The 15,827-nt window shown below is 70.5% G+C and carries 9 protein-coding genes and 1 tRNA gene; 5 read left to right on the top strand and 5 right to left on the bottom strand.

Translation table 11 applies throughout. The features are described 5' to 3' along the window. Positions 1 to 42: 42 nt before the first annotated feature. Positions 43 to 618 carry a helix-turn-helix domain-containing protein gene (locus ABZ321_RS04460; RefSeq protein ID WP_354889339.1) on the top strand — a complete coding sequence of 192 codons (576 nt, stop codon included), beginning with the start codon at positions 43 to 45 and terminating at the stop codon, positions 616 to 618. Here the strand turns inward: ABZ321_RS04460 and ABZ321_RS04455 are convergent. Then, positions 578 to 1,339: a hypothetical protein gene (locus ABZ321_RS04455; protein ID WP_354889337.1), complete on the bottom strand. Its 762-nt coding sequence runs from the start codon at positions 1,337 to 1,339 to the stop codon at positions 578 to 580. The genes ABZ321_RS04460 and ABZ321_RS04455 overlap by 41 nt on opposite strands. A gap of 47 nt (positions 1,340 to 1,386) precedes the next feature. On the opposite strand from ABZ321_RS04455, the gene ABZ321_RS04450 reads away from it, so the two are divergent. Next, complete coding sequence (locus ABZ321_RS04450; RefSeq protein ID WP_354889335.1) at positions 1,387 to 4,134, top strand: Hsp70 family protein; 2,748 nt, start codon at positions 1,387 to 1,389, stop codon at positions 4,132 to 4,134. A gap of 65 nt (positions 4,135 to 4,199) precedes the next feature. On the opposite strand, the gene ugpC is transcribed toward ABZ321_RS04450, so the two are convergent. Beyond that, a complete protein-coding gene (gene ugpC, locus ABZ321_RS04445) occupies positions 4,200 to 5,291 on the bottom strand; it encodes a sn-glycerol-3-phosphate ABC transporter ATP-binding protein UgpC (protein ID WP_344509242.1) in 1,092 nt (363 codons plus the stop codon). 214 nt (positions 5,292 to 5,505) lie between these two features. Between ugpC and ABZ321_RS04440 the strand changes: the two genes are divergently transcribed. Beyond that, positions 5,506 to 5,578, top strand: a tRNA-Thr gene (locus tag ABZ321_RS04440). 155 nt (positions 5,579 to 5,733) lie between these two features. On the opposite strand, the gene ABZ321_RS04435 is transcribed toward ABZ321_RS04440, so the two are convergent. Then, positions 5,734 to 6,327, bottom strand: coding sequence for a hypothetical protein (locus ABZ321_RS04435; RefSeq protein ID WP_354889333.1), 594 nt, complete (start codon positions 6,325 to 6,327; stop codon positions 5,734 to 5,736). Between the two features lie 106 nt (positions 6,328 to 6,433). Between ABZ321_RS04435 and ABZ321_RS04430 the strand changes: the two genes are divergently transcribed. Next, positions 6,434 to 7,078: a CBS domain-containing protein gene (locus ABZ321_RS04430; RefSeq protein WP_354889331.1), complete on the top strand. Its 645-nt coding sequence runs from the start codon at positions 6,434 to 6,436 to the stop codon at positions 7,076 to 7,078. 19 nt (positions 7,079 to 7,097) lie between these two features. Here the strand turns inward: ABZ321_RS04430 and ABZ321_RS04425 are convergent, their stop codons facing one another. Further along, positions 7,098 to 8,609 (bottom strand): protein kinase, encoded by a 1,512-nt coding sequence (locus ABZ321_RS04425; protein WP_354889329.1) that lies wholly within the window; start codon positions 8,607 to 8,609, stop codon positions 7,098 to 7,100. 121 nt (positions 8,610 to 8,730) lie between these two features. Here ABZ321_RS04425 and ABZ321_RS04420 point away from each other — a divergent pair, with 121 nt between their 5' ends. Beyond that, on the top strand, positions 8,731 to 9,183 hold the full coding sequence (locus tag ABZ321_RS04420) for a GIY-YIG nuclease family protein (RefSeq protein ID WP_354889327.1): 453 nt from the start codon (positions 8,731 to 8,733) through the stop codon (positions 9,181 to 9,183). A gap of 61 nt (positions 9,184 to 9,244) precedes the next feature. On the opposite strand, the gene ABZ321_RS04415 is transcribed toward ABZ321_RS04420, so the two are convergent. Next, positions 9,245 to 15,826, bottom strand: coding sequence for a helicase-related protein (locus ABZ321_RS04415; protein ID WP_354889325.1), 6,582 nt, complete (start codon positions 15,824 to 15,826; stop codon positions 9,245 to 9,247). Position 15,827 lies beyond the last annotated feature (1 nt).

Below are 15,827 nucleotides of genomic sequence, written 5' to 3'. Positions count from 1 at the left end.
AGCGCGTGATGTCAGGAGCTGTCATCACTAGACTCGTGAGCTATGGCACGCTGGGAGCCGGACGCGCGGGGACGCCTCATGTTGGCGGCGCTCGCGCTGTACACCGAACGCGGCTACGAACAGACCACCGTCGCCGACATCGCCCAGCGCGCCGGCGTGACGGAGCGCACGTTCTTCCGCCACTTCGCCGACAAGCGCGAGGTCCTCTTCGACGGCTCCGGGATGTTGCAGGACACCGTGGTCGCCGCGATCGCTGACGCGCGGTTGGGTGCCCCGCCGCTCGACGTCGTCGGCGCCGCCATGGAACGCGCGGCTGTGTCGATGCAGGACCGCCGCGACTTCGCCCGCCAACGGGCCGCCATCATCGCCGCCACCCCCAGCCTGCACGAGCGTGAGCTGCTGAAACTGGCCACCCTCGGTACCGCGGCCGCCGCAGCGCTCCGAGACCGGGGCGTGCCGCCCGTTGCCGCCGCCCTCGCCGCCGAACTCGGTGTGGCGGTCTTCAAAGTGGCGTTCGAGCAGTGGATCACCGACTCGCCGGACTTCCCGGCGTGCATCCGCGCCGCTCTTGATGAGCTCAGCGCACTGCACAGCCCATCGCCCGCGCCGCGACTGTGACGAACGCCCGCGCCTCCTCGAAGCCGTCCGGCCGGCACGCGATGTCGAGCTGGTGCGTGGACCCGTCCTGGTACGTGACCAGCCAGTCCCGCCCGACCGCCTTGAAGCGCACCGCCCAGTCGCTGTAGACGTGGCGGTACTCCGTCGGCGCGAGCAGCTCACGCAGGGTCCGCAGCCGCTCCTCGAACGGCAGGCCGGCCTCGCCGAACCGCACGGTGACGGTCTGGCGGGCCACCCACGACTCGAACCACGGCACCGGCGGCGCCTCCAGGAGCGGCTCGAACTCGCGCTCGCCGCTGAAGTACGCGTGGAGCAGGCCGGTGAGGTCGAGGTCGTAGCGGTAGGCCTCGCCGTCCTCGCTCACCAGCGCCATGGTCCAGCCGTTCGTGGTGTCCCAGCACAACTGGTGCCCGGCGGGGTGCGAACCCCACTCCAGCAGGCCGCCCGGCTCCGGGTACAGCAGGTGCGGGTAGTACTCCGGGAACCGCTCCCGGGACGGCCCGAACGCCGGCAGCAGCTGCCGCGCCCGCGCGATGAGGTTCGCCGGCGTCAGCAGCCCGATTTCGTGGAATTCCCCGTGGCCGTACCGCCCGACGAGCGCCTTGTAGTCCGCGGGAAGCGGCAGCCCCAGCTCCGCCTCGACCGCCGCCCAGTCGGCGTCCGCGTCGACCGGCTCGGCCGGCGGCGGCGCCAGCCGCACCAGGTCCTCGATGGTCGCCACGATGTGAGGCTAAACGAACGATTTGGCGGCGCACCTAGGATGGGCCGGTGAATGAGCCTCAGCAGGGCTTCGCGATCGGCGTCGACCTCGGCACGTCCAACACGGTGGCCGTGGTGCGCTGGCCCGACGGCCGCACGCGGCCGCTGCTGGTCGACGGTGCGCCGATCATGCCGTCCGGGGTGTACGTCGACGAGCACGGCAGGCTGCACGTCGGCCGTGACGCGGCCCGGCTCGCGGGGCTCGACCCGTCGCGCTTCGAGCCCAACCCGAAGCGCCGCATCGACGAGCCGACCGTCCTGCTCGGCGACCGCGAGATCCCGACCGTCGACCTGCTCGCCGCCATCCTCGCCGCGGTCGCCCGCGCGGCCGTGGAGGCGGTCGGGTTCCTGCCCACGGCGGTCCTGACCTACCCGGCGGCGTGGGGCGCCCGCCGCCGCGACACCCTCGCCACCGCCGCCCGGCGCGCGGGCTGGCCGCCGGTCATGCTGGTCCCGGAGCCGGTGGCCGCCGCCCGCTATTTCGCCGATGTACTGCGCCGCCCGGTTCCTGTTGGCTCCGCCCTCGCCGTGTTCGACTTCGGCGGCGGCACGCTCGACATCGCCGTCGTCCGCAACGACAACGGCCGCTTCACGGTCATCGGCTCCGGCGGCGTCGAGGACCTCGGCGGCCTCGACATCGACGCCGCGCTGGTCGAGCACCTCGGGCAGGTCATCGCCGGGTTCGCGCCCGCGACCTGGGACGCGCTGCGCAACCCGATGACGACGACGCAGCGCCGGGACCGCCGGCTCTTCTGGGACGACATCCGTGGCGCGAAGGAGATGCTGTCCCGCTCCACCGTCGCGCCGATCACCGTGCCCGGCGCGGACCAGGCGATCCACCTCACGCGCGAGGAGCTGGACCGGGTCGTCGGGCCGCTGATCCACCGCGCTGTCTGGGAGACCGGATCGGTGATCGCGTCCGCGGGCCTGCGGGGCGACCAGCTCGCCGGGCTGTTCCTGGTCGGGGGATCGTCCCGGCTGCCGCTGGCGGCGAGGCAGTTGCATGCTCAGTTGGGGATCGCGCCGACTGTACTGGAGCAGCCGGAGCTTCCTGTAGCCGAAGGGGCGCTGGCTGAGGTGGCGCCGCCGCCCGCGCAGGTGGGGTTCGGCGGTGCCGAGGTGACCTCCGCGACCGGTTACGGCGCCAGCCCGACCGGCTTCATGGCTGGTTCCCCGGCTGGTTCTCCGGTCGGTTCGCCGGCTCATCCTTCGACTGGTGCTTTTGGTGGCGCGCCGTCCGCTCCGGTGTCGCCGGGGTTCGGGGCGCCGACGTCCGGCGGGCCCGCGCCGACCGGCAGGCCCGCGCCGACTGGCTTTCCGATGTCGGCGGCGCAGGTCATCCCGCCCGGTCAGTACGGTGCGACGGCTCCGCCGACCGAGTCCATCTCCATTCCTCCTGGTGACACCCCGCGCCGTTCCCGCCGTGGCCTGCTCGTCGCGGGCATCGCCGCGGTCGTCGTGCTCGCCCTCGTGGCCGCCGGCGGCTGGTTCTGGTTCTTCCGCGACGGCAACACCGCCGTCGACTTCGCCACCCTGAAGGCCGAGAAGTCGTTCGAGATGGACGACCCCTCGAAGATCGACGCCACGCTGTCGGTCACCCTCAACGAGCGCGCCGTCATCGGCTGGCAGGTCGACAAGCAGTTCTTCGTCCAGGCCATCGACCTCGACGGCATGAAGGCCGCCTGGTCGAAGGTCACCCTCGACGGCGACTACAGCAAGTGGAGCCTCGCGGCGTACCAGGGCGGCATCGTCGTCACCGCCACCGGCTCGGACCCCGGCAAGATGTTCCTGCTGGACTGGAAGAGCGGCAAGAAGCTCTGGGACGCCCCGTTCAACTCCTACGACGTGCTCTATGGTCTCGGCCCGGTGCTGGCGATCCACCGGTACGAGGGGAAGAAGATCGAGACGGTCACCTGGGCCGGCAAGGACAGCTGGAGCCGGCCCGACCACGCCAAGGGCTCCGCCATCTACAGCCAGACCAGGAACACGGACCTCCGCGGCCCGAGCAACTTCGCCGGCGCGCCCGCCGTCCGCGACATGAAGGCCCGCGACGACCTCGTCAGCGTCGACGGCGACGACACGATCCGCCTCATCAAGGCCTCCGACGGCTCTGACATCCGCAGCTGGAACAACATCGGCGAGTACGGCGCCAAGTACCTCGCCCACGAGGACAAGCTGTTCGTCGCGGGCGGCAGCACCAAGTACAAGGTCAGCGTCTACGACCTGACCACATCTGGTCAGCCGGCGCAGATCTACAGCTTCTCCAACGACAAGGTCCAGGTCGTCGACATGGCCCCGTGCGCCGATGACCGGCTGTGCCTCATCGACGGCCCGTCCGGTGGCAAGGAGAACAAGGTCCGCGCCATCTCCGCCGCCGAGAAGAAGCAGGTCTGGGAGGCTTCGGCGCCCGGCTCGACGGTGCTCGTTCCCGCCGGCCGCCAGGTGTTCGCCACCGACGGGGACAAGCCCGCCAGCGTGCTGCTCTCCTATGACGGCAAGCAGCTGCTGCGCAACGAGGACAAGACGTCCTACGGCGTCCGCGTCACCGCCGGCAGCCTGATGTTCTTCACCGGCACCCTGAGCGCTTCCTCCGCCTACGACATCTCGCTCGTCGGCGTCACGTCGTCCTCCGGCGAGCGGATCGCCCTGGGCCCGCTGTCGTCGAAAGCAGTCGGCCTGAGCTGCTCGTGGAACGCGTCGGTGATCCTGTGCGCCTCGGAGGGCAAGTTCCAGGTCTGGCGGTTCGCCGCTTCCTGACCCTTCAAGGGAAAGGGCCGGCTCTCCTTTGGAGAACCGGCCCTTTTTGCTTGCTATGTGCTAGTTCAGATGCGCAGGCCCGTCGCGGCGTTGAACGCGTGGTGCGTGTTGACGTGCGGGCGGACGTACACGATCTCCGTCAGGCGCGGCGTGCGGCGCGGGTCGGCCCGGACGACGAAGCGCTCGTCCTGGCCATCGAGCGCGACGGTGCCGTGCACGTACGCGTCCGAGCCCAGCTCCTCGACCAGGTCGACGGTGATCGGGATGCCACCGTCGTTCGGCCCGACCAGGTCCGTGTCCTCGGGGCGGAACCCGACCGTGACGCGGTTGCCGCCACCGTCGGCCTGCGCCGCGGAGATCTGCTGCGGGGTCAGCGGCAGCGTGACGTCGCCGAAGCGGCCGCCCTTCTCCGTCAGCGGCACCGTCTTGATGTTCATCGCCGGCGAGCCCATGAAGCCCGCGACGAAGACGTTGGCCGGACGGTCGTACAGCGCACGCGGGCTGTCGACCTGCTGCAGCACGCCATCCAGCAGCACGGCGACCCGGTGACCCATGGTCATGGCCTCGACCTGGTCGTGCGTGACGTACACGGTGGTGATGCCGAGCTTCGCCTGCAGCGTGGCGATCTGCGAACGCGTCTGCACACGCAGCTTCGCGTCGAGGTTCGACAGCGGCTCATCCATGAGGAAGACCTGCGGCTCACGCACGATCGCGCGGCCCATGGCGACACGCTGCCGCTGACCACCGGACAGCGCCTTCGGCTTACGGCCGAGGTAGTCCTCCAGCTGCAGCATCGCCGCGGCTTCCTTCACCCGCCGGTCGATCTCGTGCTTCGGCGTCTTGCGCAGCTTCAGCGCGAACGCCATGTTCTCGTACACCGTCATGTGCGGGTACAGCGCGTAGTTCTGGAACACCATCGCGATGTCACGAGCCTTGGGCGGCAGGTGCGTGACGTTGCGGTCGTTGATCAGGATGTCCCCGGCGTCGACATCTTCGAGGCCGGCGAGCATGCGGAGCGAGGTCGACTTCCCGCAGCCCGACGGGCCGACGAGGACGAGGAACTCCCCGTCACCGATCTCGAGGTTCAGCTGGTCAACAGCGGGACGCGGCGTCCCCGGGTAGATCCGGGACGCTTTCGCGTACGTGACCGTAGCCATGACAGAGTGCCACCTTCCACCGGCAGGAACGTGCCGGACGATCCGAGTAGAAGCCCCAGGCAGCGTCACTGCACACCCAGAGTTCCCGTAACACTAGGCGCCGTTCACCGCTCTGCCAAGGTCGCCAGCCCTTTTTGCCCACTTTGATGCCAACCCGCCCGACCCGTATGTCGGAGGCAAGCCCCCCGCCCGGCCCGGTAGGATCAGCCCACCAGCCGACGTGGCGCAATTGGTAGCGCACCCGACTTGTAATCGGAAGGTTGCGGGTTCAAGTCCCGCCGTCGGCTCTCGTTCTACCCCTGCTGGTCTGCGGCTTCTCCGGCGGATCGCGTTTGTCGCTGCCCCGGTTGCATGATCAGCTGCGGAATTGCCCGGAGTTGGCGTCCGGCGAGCTGGAGTTCACGCATGTCGATGGTGTCATCGGATCCGTGTCGGTGAGTGTCTACGCGGCGATGAGTGCGGGGGTCACCGCGTCGTCGTCGGTGTCGAGGCCCAGCGCGGGGCCTTCGCCCCAGCAGTACAGGTGTGTGTTGCGGATGCCGCAGGTGTGGCCGAACCCGGCGGACAGGCCGGTCCACGGGCCGTCGAAGACGGCCGAGGGTGTCGTCCGGGTCGCCAGGTCACCGACGCCGAGCCCGGGGGCGCCGAGCCCCCAGCAGTAGCGGACGCCGGCCGCCTGGCCGCAGGCGTGCCGGCCGCCGGTCGCCATCGCGACGCGGGTCCAGCTGGTGCGGCTGCTCACCATGACCGGGGTGAGCCGGTCGGTGGCCGTGCTGTCGCCGATGCCGAGCTGCCCTGTGTCGTTGGCGCCCCAGCAGTACCGGGTGCCGTCGGTCTTGAGCGCGCAGATGTGGTCCGGTCCCGTGTCGAACGACGCCCAGGCGGCGCCGCCGACCTGCGTGGGCACCCGCCGTCCGGTGGTGTCGCCGACGCCCAGCTGCCCGGTGCCGTTGGCGCCCCAGCACCACAGCGTGGCGTCGGACCGCACCGCGCACGTGTTCCCGCTGCCGGCGGATACCTGCGTCCAGCCGGTCACCGCCGTGGGCTGATGAGGTGGTGCCGGCCGTGGGGTCGGCGACGTAGCGTTGGCTGGGCATTGCTGTTGTCGGCTCTTGCGTTGACGTACGCCAGAGGAGGACATCATGTCCTTGGACAAGATGATGGAGTCCGCCAAGCGTGGCCTGGCGACGGGCCGGGCCCGGATAGACGAGACGAAAGCCCAGCGGCAGCGTGACAAGCTGCTGTATGAGCTCGGTAAGGCCAGCTACGCCGAGCACGCCGGCCATGCGACGCATGAGGCCGTGGCACGGAAGCTCCGCGCTCTGGATGACCATGAGCAGGCGCTTCGCGCGAAGTACGAGCGGCGGGCGAGAGACATCATGCACCCGGGAGCCGAGTGCGTCGGCGAGGGCGAGAGCGTCGCGGCCGCCGCGCGGAAGATGCGCGAGCTCGGCGTTGGATCCCTGCCGATCTGCGGCGCGGACGACCGGCTGCACGGCATCATCACCGACCGCGACATCGTCGTGCGGTGCATCGCTGAGGGCCAGGATCCCGGGCAGGTCAGCGTGCGCGACCTGACCAGTGGTGAGCTGGTCTGGGTGGATGCCGGCGCCGGCGTCGACGAGGTGCTGCATCAGATGGAGGACCGCCAGGTCAAGCGGCTGCCGGTCATCGAGAACCATCGGCTGGTCGGCATGATCAGCGAGGCCGACCTGGCTCGCAACCTTGACGAACGCCGGCTGGCCGAGTTCGTCGGGAAGGTCTACGCGACGTCCGACGTTCCCTGAAGCCGGCCGCTCCCAGACCCTAGGCCGACGGGCTGGGCGGCCCGGCCGACGCGGGGGAAGGCAGGTTCGCCCCGAGCTGGTCGGCGGGGGTGAGGACCGCCGCGTACCCGGTGTCGGTGAGTGTGCCGTCCCGGTGCAGCTCGTTGAGCCGGGCGCGCAGACCGGCCAGCTCCATTGCGGCGAGGTCGTTGTTGCCGCGCGCGAGTTGGCCGGCGAGGTTGTCGAACCGCCGGTTCAGCTCACGCGCGGTATCGCGGTCCAGGCCGCCGCCACCGGTCTGGGCCTGAACGGCGGCGCGAGCCGCAGCCAGCGACGCCTCGACCGGGTCGTTCGTCGGGGCGCTCGGTGTGTCGCTCAGTGTGGCGGCCGGCGTTGGGCTCGGAGTGTCGGTCGGCGGGTCACTCGGGGCCGCGCTCGAGATGTCCGCGGACGGCAGGGAGCGGGTCGTCTCCGCGGGGGTGGTGGGCGCCGCGGCCGGGTGGCCGGATCGGTCCGGGAGGACACCGAGCGCGAACACGGCGACGGCCGCCGCGCCGAGCGCCGTCATCGCGATCCCGGTCGAACGGCCCCGTCGCCGGGCAGTCGGCTCGGGTGGCTCGCCGAGCGCGGGCAGGTTCTGCGTCGCCGGCCGTACCGGGGCGCGGCCGCGGATCGGCGCCTCGCCCCCGAGCGCGGCCGGTCCGGCGGTACGTGCGAGCACAGCCGTTCCGGTCCCGCCGGCGGTGCCTGACAGCGCCGCGCGGACCTGCGCCGCACTTGCCGGTCGGTCCCTCGCGCGCTTGGCCAGCAATGCGCCGACCAGCCCGGCGAGCCGCGGCGGCAGGCCGGGCCGCAGTACCGTCACCGGAACCGCTGCCTGGTGAATCTGCTGCCAGGCGATCTGCACCGGCGAGCCTTCGGTGAACGGCGGACGGCCGGTGAGCATCGCGTACAGCACACAGCCCAGCGCGTACAGGTCGGTCCGGGCGTCGACGGGCTCGCCGAGGACCTGCTCCGGCGCCATGTACGAGCTGGTGCCGACCACGGTGGCGGGCGCGGTCAGCGCTGCCTGTGCCCGGTCGGTGATGCGGGCGATGCCGAAGTCGCAGACCTTCACCCGGCCCTCGTCGCCGATGAGGATGTTGGCCGGCTTCACGTCCCGGTGCACCACTCCGGCGTCGTGCGCGGCCGTCAAGGCGTCACACACCTGCTCGGCGATGCGCACCGCACGCCGCGGATCCAGCGGACCTCTGGCCAGCTCGTCGGCGAGGCTGTGCCCCTGGACCAGCTCCATCACGAGGTACGGCGTAACGCCGTCCACCCCGACGTCGTACACGGCGACGATGCTCGGATGCGACAGCCGCGCAGCGGTGTGCGCTTCGCGCTCGAACCGTTCCGGTATCGACGGATCCGCGCCGCCCTGGTCATGGAGCATCTTCACGGCCACAGGTCGATCCAGCCGCCCGTCGAAAGCCAGCCACACATCGGCCATACCGCCGCGGCCGATGACCGATCGCAGCTCGTACCGGCCGTTCAACAGACGCCCCACCATGGTGGTTAACCTTGACACAATCGTCCTAATCACCCCATAGGGGCGTCACGACACGTCACGGTGGCCGGACGCCCGGCGTCGTCCTGCCCTGGCCGGACAGCCTGGTGGCCACGGATGCTTGATGACGACGAAGCTGCACCGCGACACCAAACCGCTTGGTCAGCACGGTGCTGTTTATCGTTGGCCGATGTCTGACTTGTCGTATGGCGATCTGCTTGCTGACTTCTCCGCCGCTCAGCCGTACACCTCGGAAGTCGCCGCGAGCGCACCCAGCTCGGCCGGCGTGCATGTGGTGCTCGAGCGGAATGTGGTCGGCTACGTCGGGTCGACGGGTGACCTGCGGCGCCGGCTTCGGCAGCACCTGACCGGCAACCGCGGCTCGTCGGTGCTGCACGACCAGGTCGGCCAGGATCTCGATACGCCCGACCACACTGCATCGGCCGCCGAGATCGCGGCCTGGCTGGGGCAGTGCACGGTCTGCTGGTACGAGACGGACAATCCGGAGGGCGTGAAGGACACATTGATCCTGGCGTTCAAACCGCGCTTCAATCGGCGGGTGCCGAGCCAAGAGTAGGAAGCCAAGCGCTGTTGAGGGTCCGTGCAGCGAGGCTCATCGACCGGCATAAACCGGCGTTCTACTTCGCGGACGAGGTCATCTGCTGGACCCTCTGCAGCCATTCGCCCTCGAGGATCAGCTGGACTTGGCCCAGGGCGTCGGCTCGTTCCAGTGACCACTCGTCGTCTACCTGGCGCACGACGACGCGGGTGTGGGCGGCTTGGCCGTGCCAGGCGGTGCCACCGCGGGGGACGTCCAGCTTGCGACGTTCGAGCAGGCCGGCCTTCTGCAGGACGGCGCAGGCGGGGCACCGGCCGTCGCGGCTGGCTACGCACCGGCCGCACAGGTTCGTGCCGCACAGGGCGCAGGGGCGGACGGCGTCCAGGCAGGCGCCGCAGGTGGCGGTCAGGCAGGACGAGCAGGTGGACTGTTGTTCGCTGGGGTGGTGGGACCGGCACAGCGGGACCATGCGCAGCGGGCTGCCGGAGACGGCGTCGCGAATGTAGCCGTCAAGCTGCCCAGGCGGAACCTGGTACGCGACGGGAACCAGTTCCCCGCTGGCGAGGCGCCACTGTTCGTCGACATGCAGACCGATGCCACCGTGCAGGTGTTCGATGGCGCGTCGCCGCACGACGCCGAGGAGCGAGCTCGTCAGCGCCTCCGGAAGCGTGCCGGTGAGCGCCGGGGTGTACGGCTCCGCGATACCGACCTCAATGAGGGCAGCTGCCGGCGCTACCGAGGACGTGCCTGTCTGGGATTCGGCGTCGAGTGCCAGAACCGGGGTGACTTGGCGCGTGTGCGGCTGGGCGCCGAGAATCGTCGGTCCGCGCAGCCCGGAGCGTGCCGTCATCGTGCTGATCGAGAGCAGGGCGGGCCGGCCGAGCAGGGCCGCGCCCAAGGCTCCACGCCTGAGGTCGTCACGGTCCCAGCTGAGCGGGTGCCAGGTCGGGGGTTTGTCGCCGTGGCGGAGGCCGAGGAGGGCGTGGTCGCCGATCGCGGCGACGACGGCGGTGTACGCGCCGAGCGTGGAGACGGCGACGAGTTCCGGAGCCGGAAGCCAGCCCCGCAGCGCCCAGTCCAGCGGCTCCTGCGGTACACGCCACGCGGCGACCTCGTCGGAGGTCGTGACGCCCTCGCTCCAGCGGCGGACGAGCCCGCGGGCGTCGAGCAGGATCGCGTCCTCGGTACGTTGGCGGCAGATGACGAGTGTCGCCTGGCCGGCGGTTGGTCTCGCCTTGCCGGCGTGGCGCAGCACCGTCTCGCGACGCGAGGCAGGAGTCGCTGTCGGCAGCGGGCCGGCGGCCGTGGCCTCGGACAACTGCTGCTGGGCCTCGGCGAGTGCGGCAGGGTCTACAGCGGCGGCGGTCAGGATGCCGGAGGGGCGAGGCGAATTGCCGGCCTTCCACTCACCGCCATGTTCAGCGAACCAGAGCAGCTGGCTGCTTGGGTGCCGCTCCAGCACCAGTTCATCCGAGTCGTACGAGGGCGTCTGCGCGTCGAGCTGCTGGATGTCGATGTCGCCGGCGCCGATGAGCCGGGCCGCCTGGATACGTGCCTGCAGGACGGGCGCCGGATCGTCCCGCAGCGTCTCCCATGCCAGCACCTTCGTGCCGGAGAACAGCGCCAACTCGGTGCGGTGCTTGCCGACCAGCAGGGCCACGGTGGCGGCCGGGTCGTTTGCCACGAGCACGCTGAGGCCTTCGGCGGCCAGTTCAGCGGGGAGCAGCCGCATGTCGTCCTCGGTCGCCGGGGCGAGCCGGTGGCAGGTCAGGCACATCGTTCCGGCGATGCAGGTGCCGCACATCTTGCGGCCGCACAGCGCGCACGCGGAGAGAGACAGGCGACGGGAGCAGTCGCGGCACGAGTGGTCGCCGCACCGGGCGCACACGGTGGTCAGGACGTCGGTGTGCTGGCCGGTCCGGCAGACGCCGCACGCGAGGCGCTCGCAGGTCCTGCAGGGCGCGATCGTTCCGTCGTCGCCGCAGCAGCGGCCGTACGAGAGCATGCAGACGGGGCACGAGGAGCTCCGGGTGCTGTCATGCAGATGCCCTCTGCAGTCCACCGACAGTGCGACGTCAGCGCCGGCGTCGTCCTCTGGGAATGCCTGCAGCATCTCGCCGGGCCTCACCAGCGTCCGGCCTGAGAGCAGGTCCGCGTCGATCGGGGCAGCGGGCGCCACCAGATAGCGCCGGGTGGCCTTGCCGTGCGTCGACGACCACTGCTCGTCGACGCTCAGGACGGGCGTTAGCGCGACGAACGACAGCGGCGACAGTTCATGCAGGGCATCACGAAGCTGGATATCGTCGAGGTGAGCGGCCTGGGCCAAGGTGGCGCGGCGCTTCCCGGAAGGGATTTGGCTGATGTACGGCTCGCCCCCCTGCGAGTCGACAAGGGCGCGGGAGACGCTGACCTGGCGCTTCACCTGAGTGTCAGAGGAGGCGGGGGTGTACTTGAGCTCGTCGGCGCTCGCGCCTGGCCACGGATGCCGCACGACCGCCCGGTTGGCAGGCAGGCCGGCACCGGCGACCACCTGGGCCAGCTGTTCCTCCTCGGCGGCGACCGCACCGGCGACCCCGGGGATGAACACCGTCTCGGTGTGGGCGCCGTCGGTGAGGCGGCAGAGGTATGAGCGGTGCACTCCGTCGACGTCGACCGTCACCGGACCAACAGTCGTGCGGGCAACCGGCCGGCAGTTCGGCGCCACCGCGTGCTCACTGGGCATCAAGGGCCGGGTGTCATGGACGGCAAGCCCTGGCTCACCGGTGCCGTCGTGCCACAGCTCCTGGTACACGAACTGCCCGTGAAGCACGTCGACGCGGCGTACCGCGGCGAACGGCATCACGACGACCGCCGGCACCTGCGGCGCCGCCTTGCGCCCCCGGAGTTTGGCCAGCAGAGCAGCGAGCCCGGCGGCGGCTTCTCCGCCGACCGGCGGACCGTCGAGATCCGGCAGGCATTCGGCCGCGGCCATGTCGACGTGCGTGCCCTGGTCGGCCGCCGTGGTCCACCACACCGACCGCTCCACCTGCGCCCACACCGCCGCGTCGGTGAGCTCCGCCGTGTCCGGCGCCGCCTCGGCCGTCAGGCCGATGGATGGCGGCAGGCCGAGTCGCGCGGCCAGACCACGCAACCGGACCCGGGCCGGATCGTCCAGGTGTGCATCGGGAACCATGGTGGTCCGGGTGCCGTCGGCCGCGACAAGGATCGCGTGATCGGTCCCGACGAGGACCTGCGCCCCTGCGCCGAGCCGCCAGCCACGTTCCCATGTGCTGTCGAGGTCGGGTGCCCGCTCCGGGCGCCGGCACTCCTCGCACAGCGCACTTCTCTTGCGGCAGCTTCCGCAGGCCATGCGGCCGCATGCCGCGCAGGCGGCCACGGCGAGTCGTGGTCCACAGGCACCGCACCGCTGCCGAGCGCACAGTTCGCAGCTTGCGAGCGCCGCGGCGTCGACGACATGGGCGTCGGCGCACAGGGCCAGCGTCTGCACCGGAACTCCGGTGGCCTCACAGGTTGGCGTGTGGTCGGCCGGGTCGCCACTCCACGCGTACCGCAGTTCCCGCCGGGGGCCGGCAGTGTGCTCCCACTGCTCCACCACGTACAGCTCGTCGGAGCTGTGCACCTCCACCGTGAGCAGCTCGGCCCGCAGTTCGAAGTGCTGCTCGGTGACGGTGGACGCCTTCGCCGCCTGGAGGGCTCGAGTGAGCTGTTCGCGGCGCTCCATCTGCTCGTAGTGGCCACCGCCCCAGGCGTGCCGGGTGCTGGCCTCCTTCAACTGCTGGCTCAGGTTGTCGATCAGCTGCTTACGGGCCTCCTGCTGTCGCTGGCGATCGGCGAGCCGCGCCTGCTTCAGCTCCTCGTTGAGGTGGTTGGCCGCCGCGCGGTCGATGGTTGCCAGGATTTCTGGCTCGGTGAGCTCGACCGGGAGGTCGGCGCCGTCCGGCAGCGGATCCCGGTCGGCGCCATCCGCCGGCCGCTGTCCGATGTCGACGGTCACCAGTTGCTGATTGCCAGTTGCGGCGCCCTCCTGGACACGGTAGGTCGCCCGGGCCGACCAGTCGTCGCTTGCTTCGATACGTCGTTCCACCAGGCGGACGTCGGCGGTGTGGGCGACGACGGGTCGCTGGTGGACGCCGGGGATGCGTGGCACGGAGCCGCTCAGGTCACCCCGCACGCGCAGCGCCCGCAGCAGCTCGTCGAAGACCTCAGAGCCGACGACGCACAGCTCCGCGTCCGGGTGGGCATCCAGGGCGGCGTTCGTGAATGCCAGGTAGAGCTGTTCCCGGCCGTCCAACGCCTTGGAGAGGTCCCGGGGAAGGGTGACGATGGTGAACCCTTCCGACGGCTGTTCCAGCTGAGCACCGGCCCGGGCGAGGAACTGGCAGACGAACTGTTCAAGGTCCTTCTGCCGTCGGCGCGGCCGGTCCGCCGCTTGCGGCAGCAGTTCCGTCGCCTGCAGCTCGGCCGCCCGGACGGAGCGCTCCGCGCGGTGCTGCGCCAGCCACTGGCTCAGGCTGCTGTCAGCGGTCATCATCTGCATCGCGCGGCTCCGGGCCTGCTCCAGCTGACGCCCCAACTCGTCGAGGCGGTGCTGCATGGAGGCGTCGCTCTTCTGGTACAGCGCCTCCAGCACCCGGTTCTCCATGCTGGAGTCCTGGTCGGCGCCGTCGAGCTCGCCGAGCACGGTGACGACCTGACCGAAGAGCAGCTCGAACATCGCCAGCTTGTCGTGCAGCAGCCGGTAGACCTGCTCGTCGAGGGTGTCGAAGGCGAACAGGTTGGCGATGTGGACGTTGCGTGTCTGGGTGAGCCGGTGGACCCGGCCGATCCGTTGCTCGACCCGCATCGGGTTCCATGGCAGGTCGTAGTTGAGCACACAGTTGCTCACCTGCAGGTTCTGGCCCTCGGCGCCGGCGTCGGTGGAGATAAGCACAGCGGCCTTGCCGGCGCGGAAGCGTGCCACGGATTCGGCACGGGCGGTGTGACTCATGCTGCCGTGGAACGGCACCGCGGTGATGCCCTCAGCGTCAAGCAGCCGCAGCAGGCCGAGCAGCGTGTCGGTGTGCTGGGTGAAGACCAGGACGCGGCCGTGCTCATCGATCCAGGGCCGCAGGATCTGCAACGCGGCCTGTTCGCGGGCCGTGTGGTGGATGTCGCCGGCCAGGTGACCGATCTCGGTGAGCACCTTCCCGACCTGACGGTCGGGGTGCCGCTCCGCCATCCGCAGTGCGCTGCGCGAGACGGCCTGCGGCGACGCGGTGAGCCGCAGTGCGAGCTGCCGCCGGCGCATCGTGTCCCCGGGCGCGGTCATCCGGTTGCGCAGGGTGTCCAGCAGCAGGTCGTACAGCTGGCGCTCGGGCTCGGTGAGCCGCACCCCTCGATCGATCGGTGGCATCCGGTGGACCCGGTCGACCCCTGCCTGCTGGCGTGTTGTCCGCACGACCACGCTGCTGATGAGCTTGCGCAACTCGGGCGCGTTGACCGGGCGGCGCGGATCCTGGTTGTCCACGAAGCGTGACGTGAAGTCGCGCTCGGACAGGAACGTCCCGGGCCGTAGCAGTTCGATCAGCCGGTACAGCTCCAGCAGGCTGTTCTGCACCGGAGTCGCGGTGAGGAAGAGCGTGCGAGGCGCCTGAGCGATGAGCTCTCCAACTACCTCGCGGCCGCGTTTTGCGCCGGCGGTGGCAAGGCGGTGCGCCTCGTCGAGCACGATGAGGTCGAACGGCTCGCCCAGCCGGTGCGCGTTGCGGACCAAGAGGTGCTGCGTCATGATCATCCGGTCGTGCTCGAACGCCGACGGGTCCTGGCCGCTGACGACGGCAACGAACTCTTCGTCGAACTTCTCCAGCAGCTCTTGCCGCCACTGCTCGCGCAGCGGAGCGGGGCAGACGATGAGCACTCGATCGGCCAGCCCTCGCAGCAGGAGTTCCTTGAGGATCAGACCGGCCTCGACGGTCTTGCCCAGGCCGACCTCGTCCGCCAGCACGGCACGGCCGCCCATCCGGGTCAGCACCGTCCGTGCGGCCGCTTCCTGATGCGGCATGTGCTCGATGTGAGCGGCGTCGAGGGCCAGCAGCTCATCGAACTGGTCAAGTGTCGCCAGCCGCTCGCCCTCCAGGCGCATCTCGACCGCGTCGACAGGATCCCAGCCCCGCTCGCGGAGCGCCTTGAGGAGATGGCTTTGTGCCTCCTTGAAGAAGCCGATGTTGCCGTGCCACGTGTACTCCTCGGGCTGCCGCAGGCGGTACCGGCCGCCGCGGGTGGCGCGACGCGCCAGTCGCCGCCGTCCGGAGCGCGCGGGTGCTGCCGGCACGTCAGGCGAGGCGGTCGGCAGCGTCGCCGCAGCGACTGGCCAGCCGGGGGAGGACGTGCCGGAGAAGTTCGTCAGCGGGGCATGCACGACCAGCTCCATCGCGCCATCGGCACGGCGCTCGAGCCGGAGCAGGTCACCGATCCGCGCGGTGTCCTGCAGGTACTCCAGAAGCGACTCGCCGGACAGGTTGCGCCGCCCTGCGGTCCATACGACGGGCAGCTGCTCGCCGTCGACCGTCACCGTCAACGAGGCGGACTGGTCGCCGAGATCGAGTCGTCGCTGCTCGGCGGGGCCGAGCGAGATCTCGCCGGTGTCGAGCATGGCTTCGGTGACCGTCCGCTCGACGCTCATC

The organism is Dactylosporangium sp. NPDC006015, from assembly GCF_040614215.1.
Lineage (GTDB): Bacteria > Actinomycetota > Actinomycetes > Mycobacteriales > Micromonosporaceae > Dactylosporangium > Dactylosporangium maewongense.
This window is presented reverse-complemented; position numbering and strand designations above follow the sequence as displayed.

Excerpts from the sequence above, each read along its gene's own strand:
- ABZ321_RS04460 (WP_354889339.1), top strand. The coding sequence starts at position 43 with ATGGCACGCTGGGAGCCGGACGCGCGGGGACGCCTCATGTTGGCGGCG.
- ugpC (WP_344509242.1), bottom strand. The coding sequence starts at position 5,291 with ATGGCTACGGTCACGTACGCGAAAGCGTCCCGGATCTACCCGGGGACG.
- ABZ321_RS04430 (WP_354889331.1), top strand. The coding sequence starts at position 6,434 with ATGTCCTTGGACAAGATGATGGAGTCCGCCAAGCGTGGCCTGGCGACG.
- ABZ321_RS04425 (WP_354889329.1), bottom strand. The coding sequence starts at position 8,609 with ATGGTGGGGCGTCTGTTGAACGGCCGGTACGAGCTGCGATCGGTCATC.
- ABZ321_RS04420 (WP_354889327.1), top strand. The coding sequence starts at position 8,731 with ATGACGACGAAGCTGCACCGCGACACCAAACCGCTTGGTCAGCACGGT.
- ABZ321_RS04415 (WP_354889325.1), bottom strand. The coding sequence starts at position 15,826 with ATGAGCGTCGAGCGGACGGTCACCGAAGCCATGCTCGACACCGGCGAG.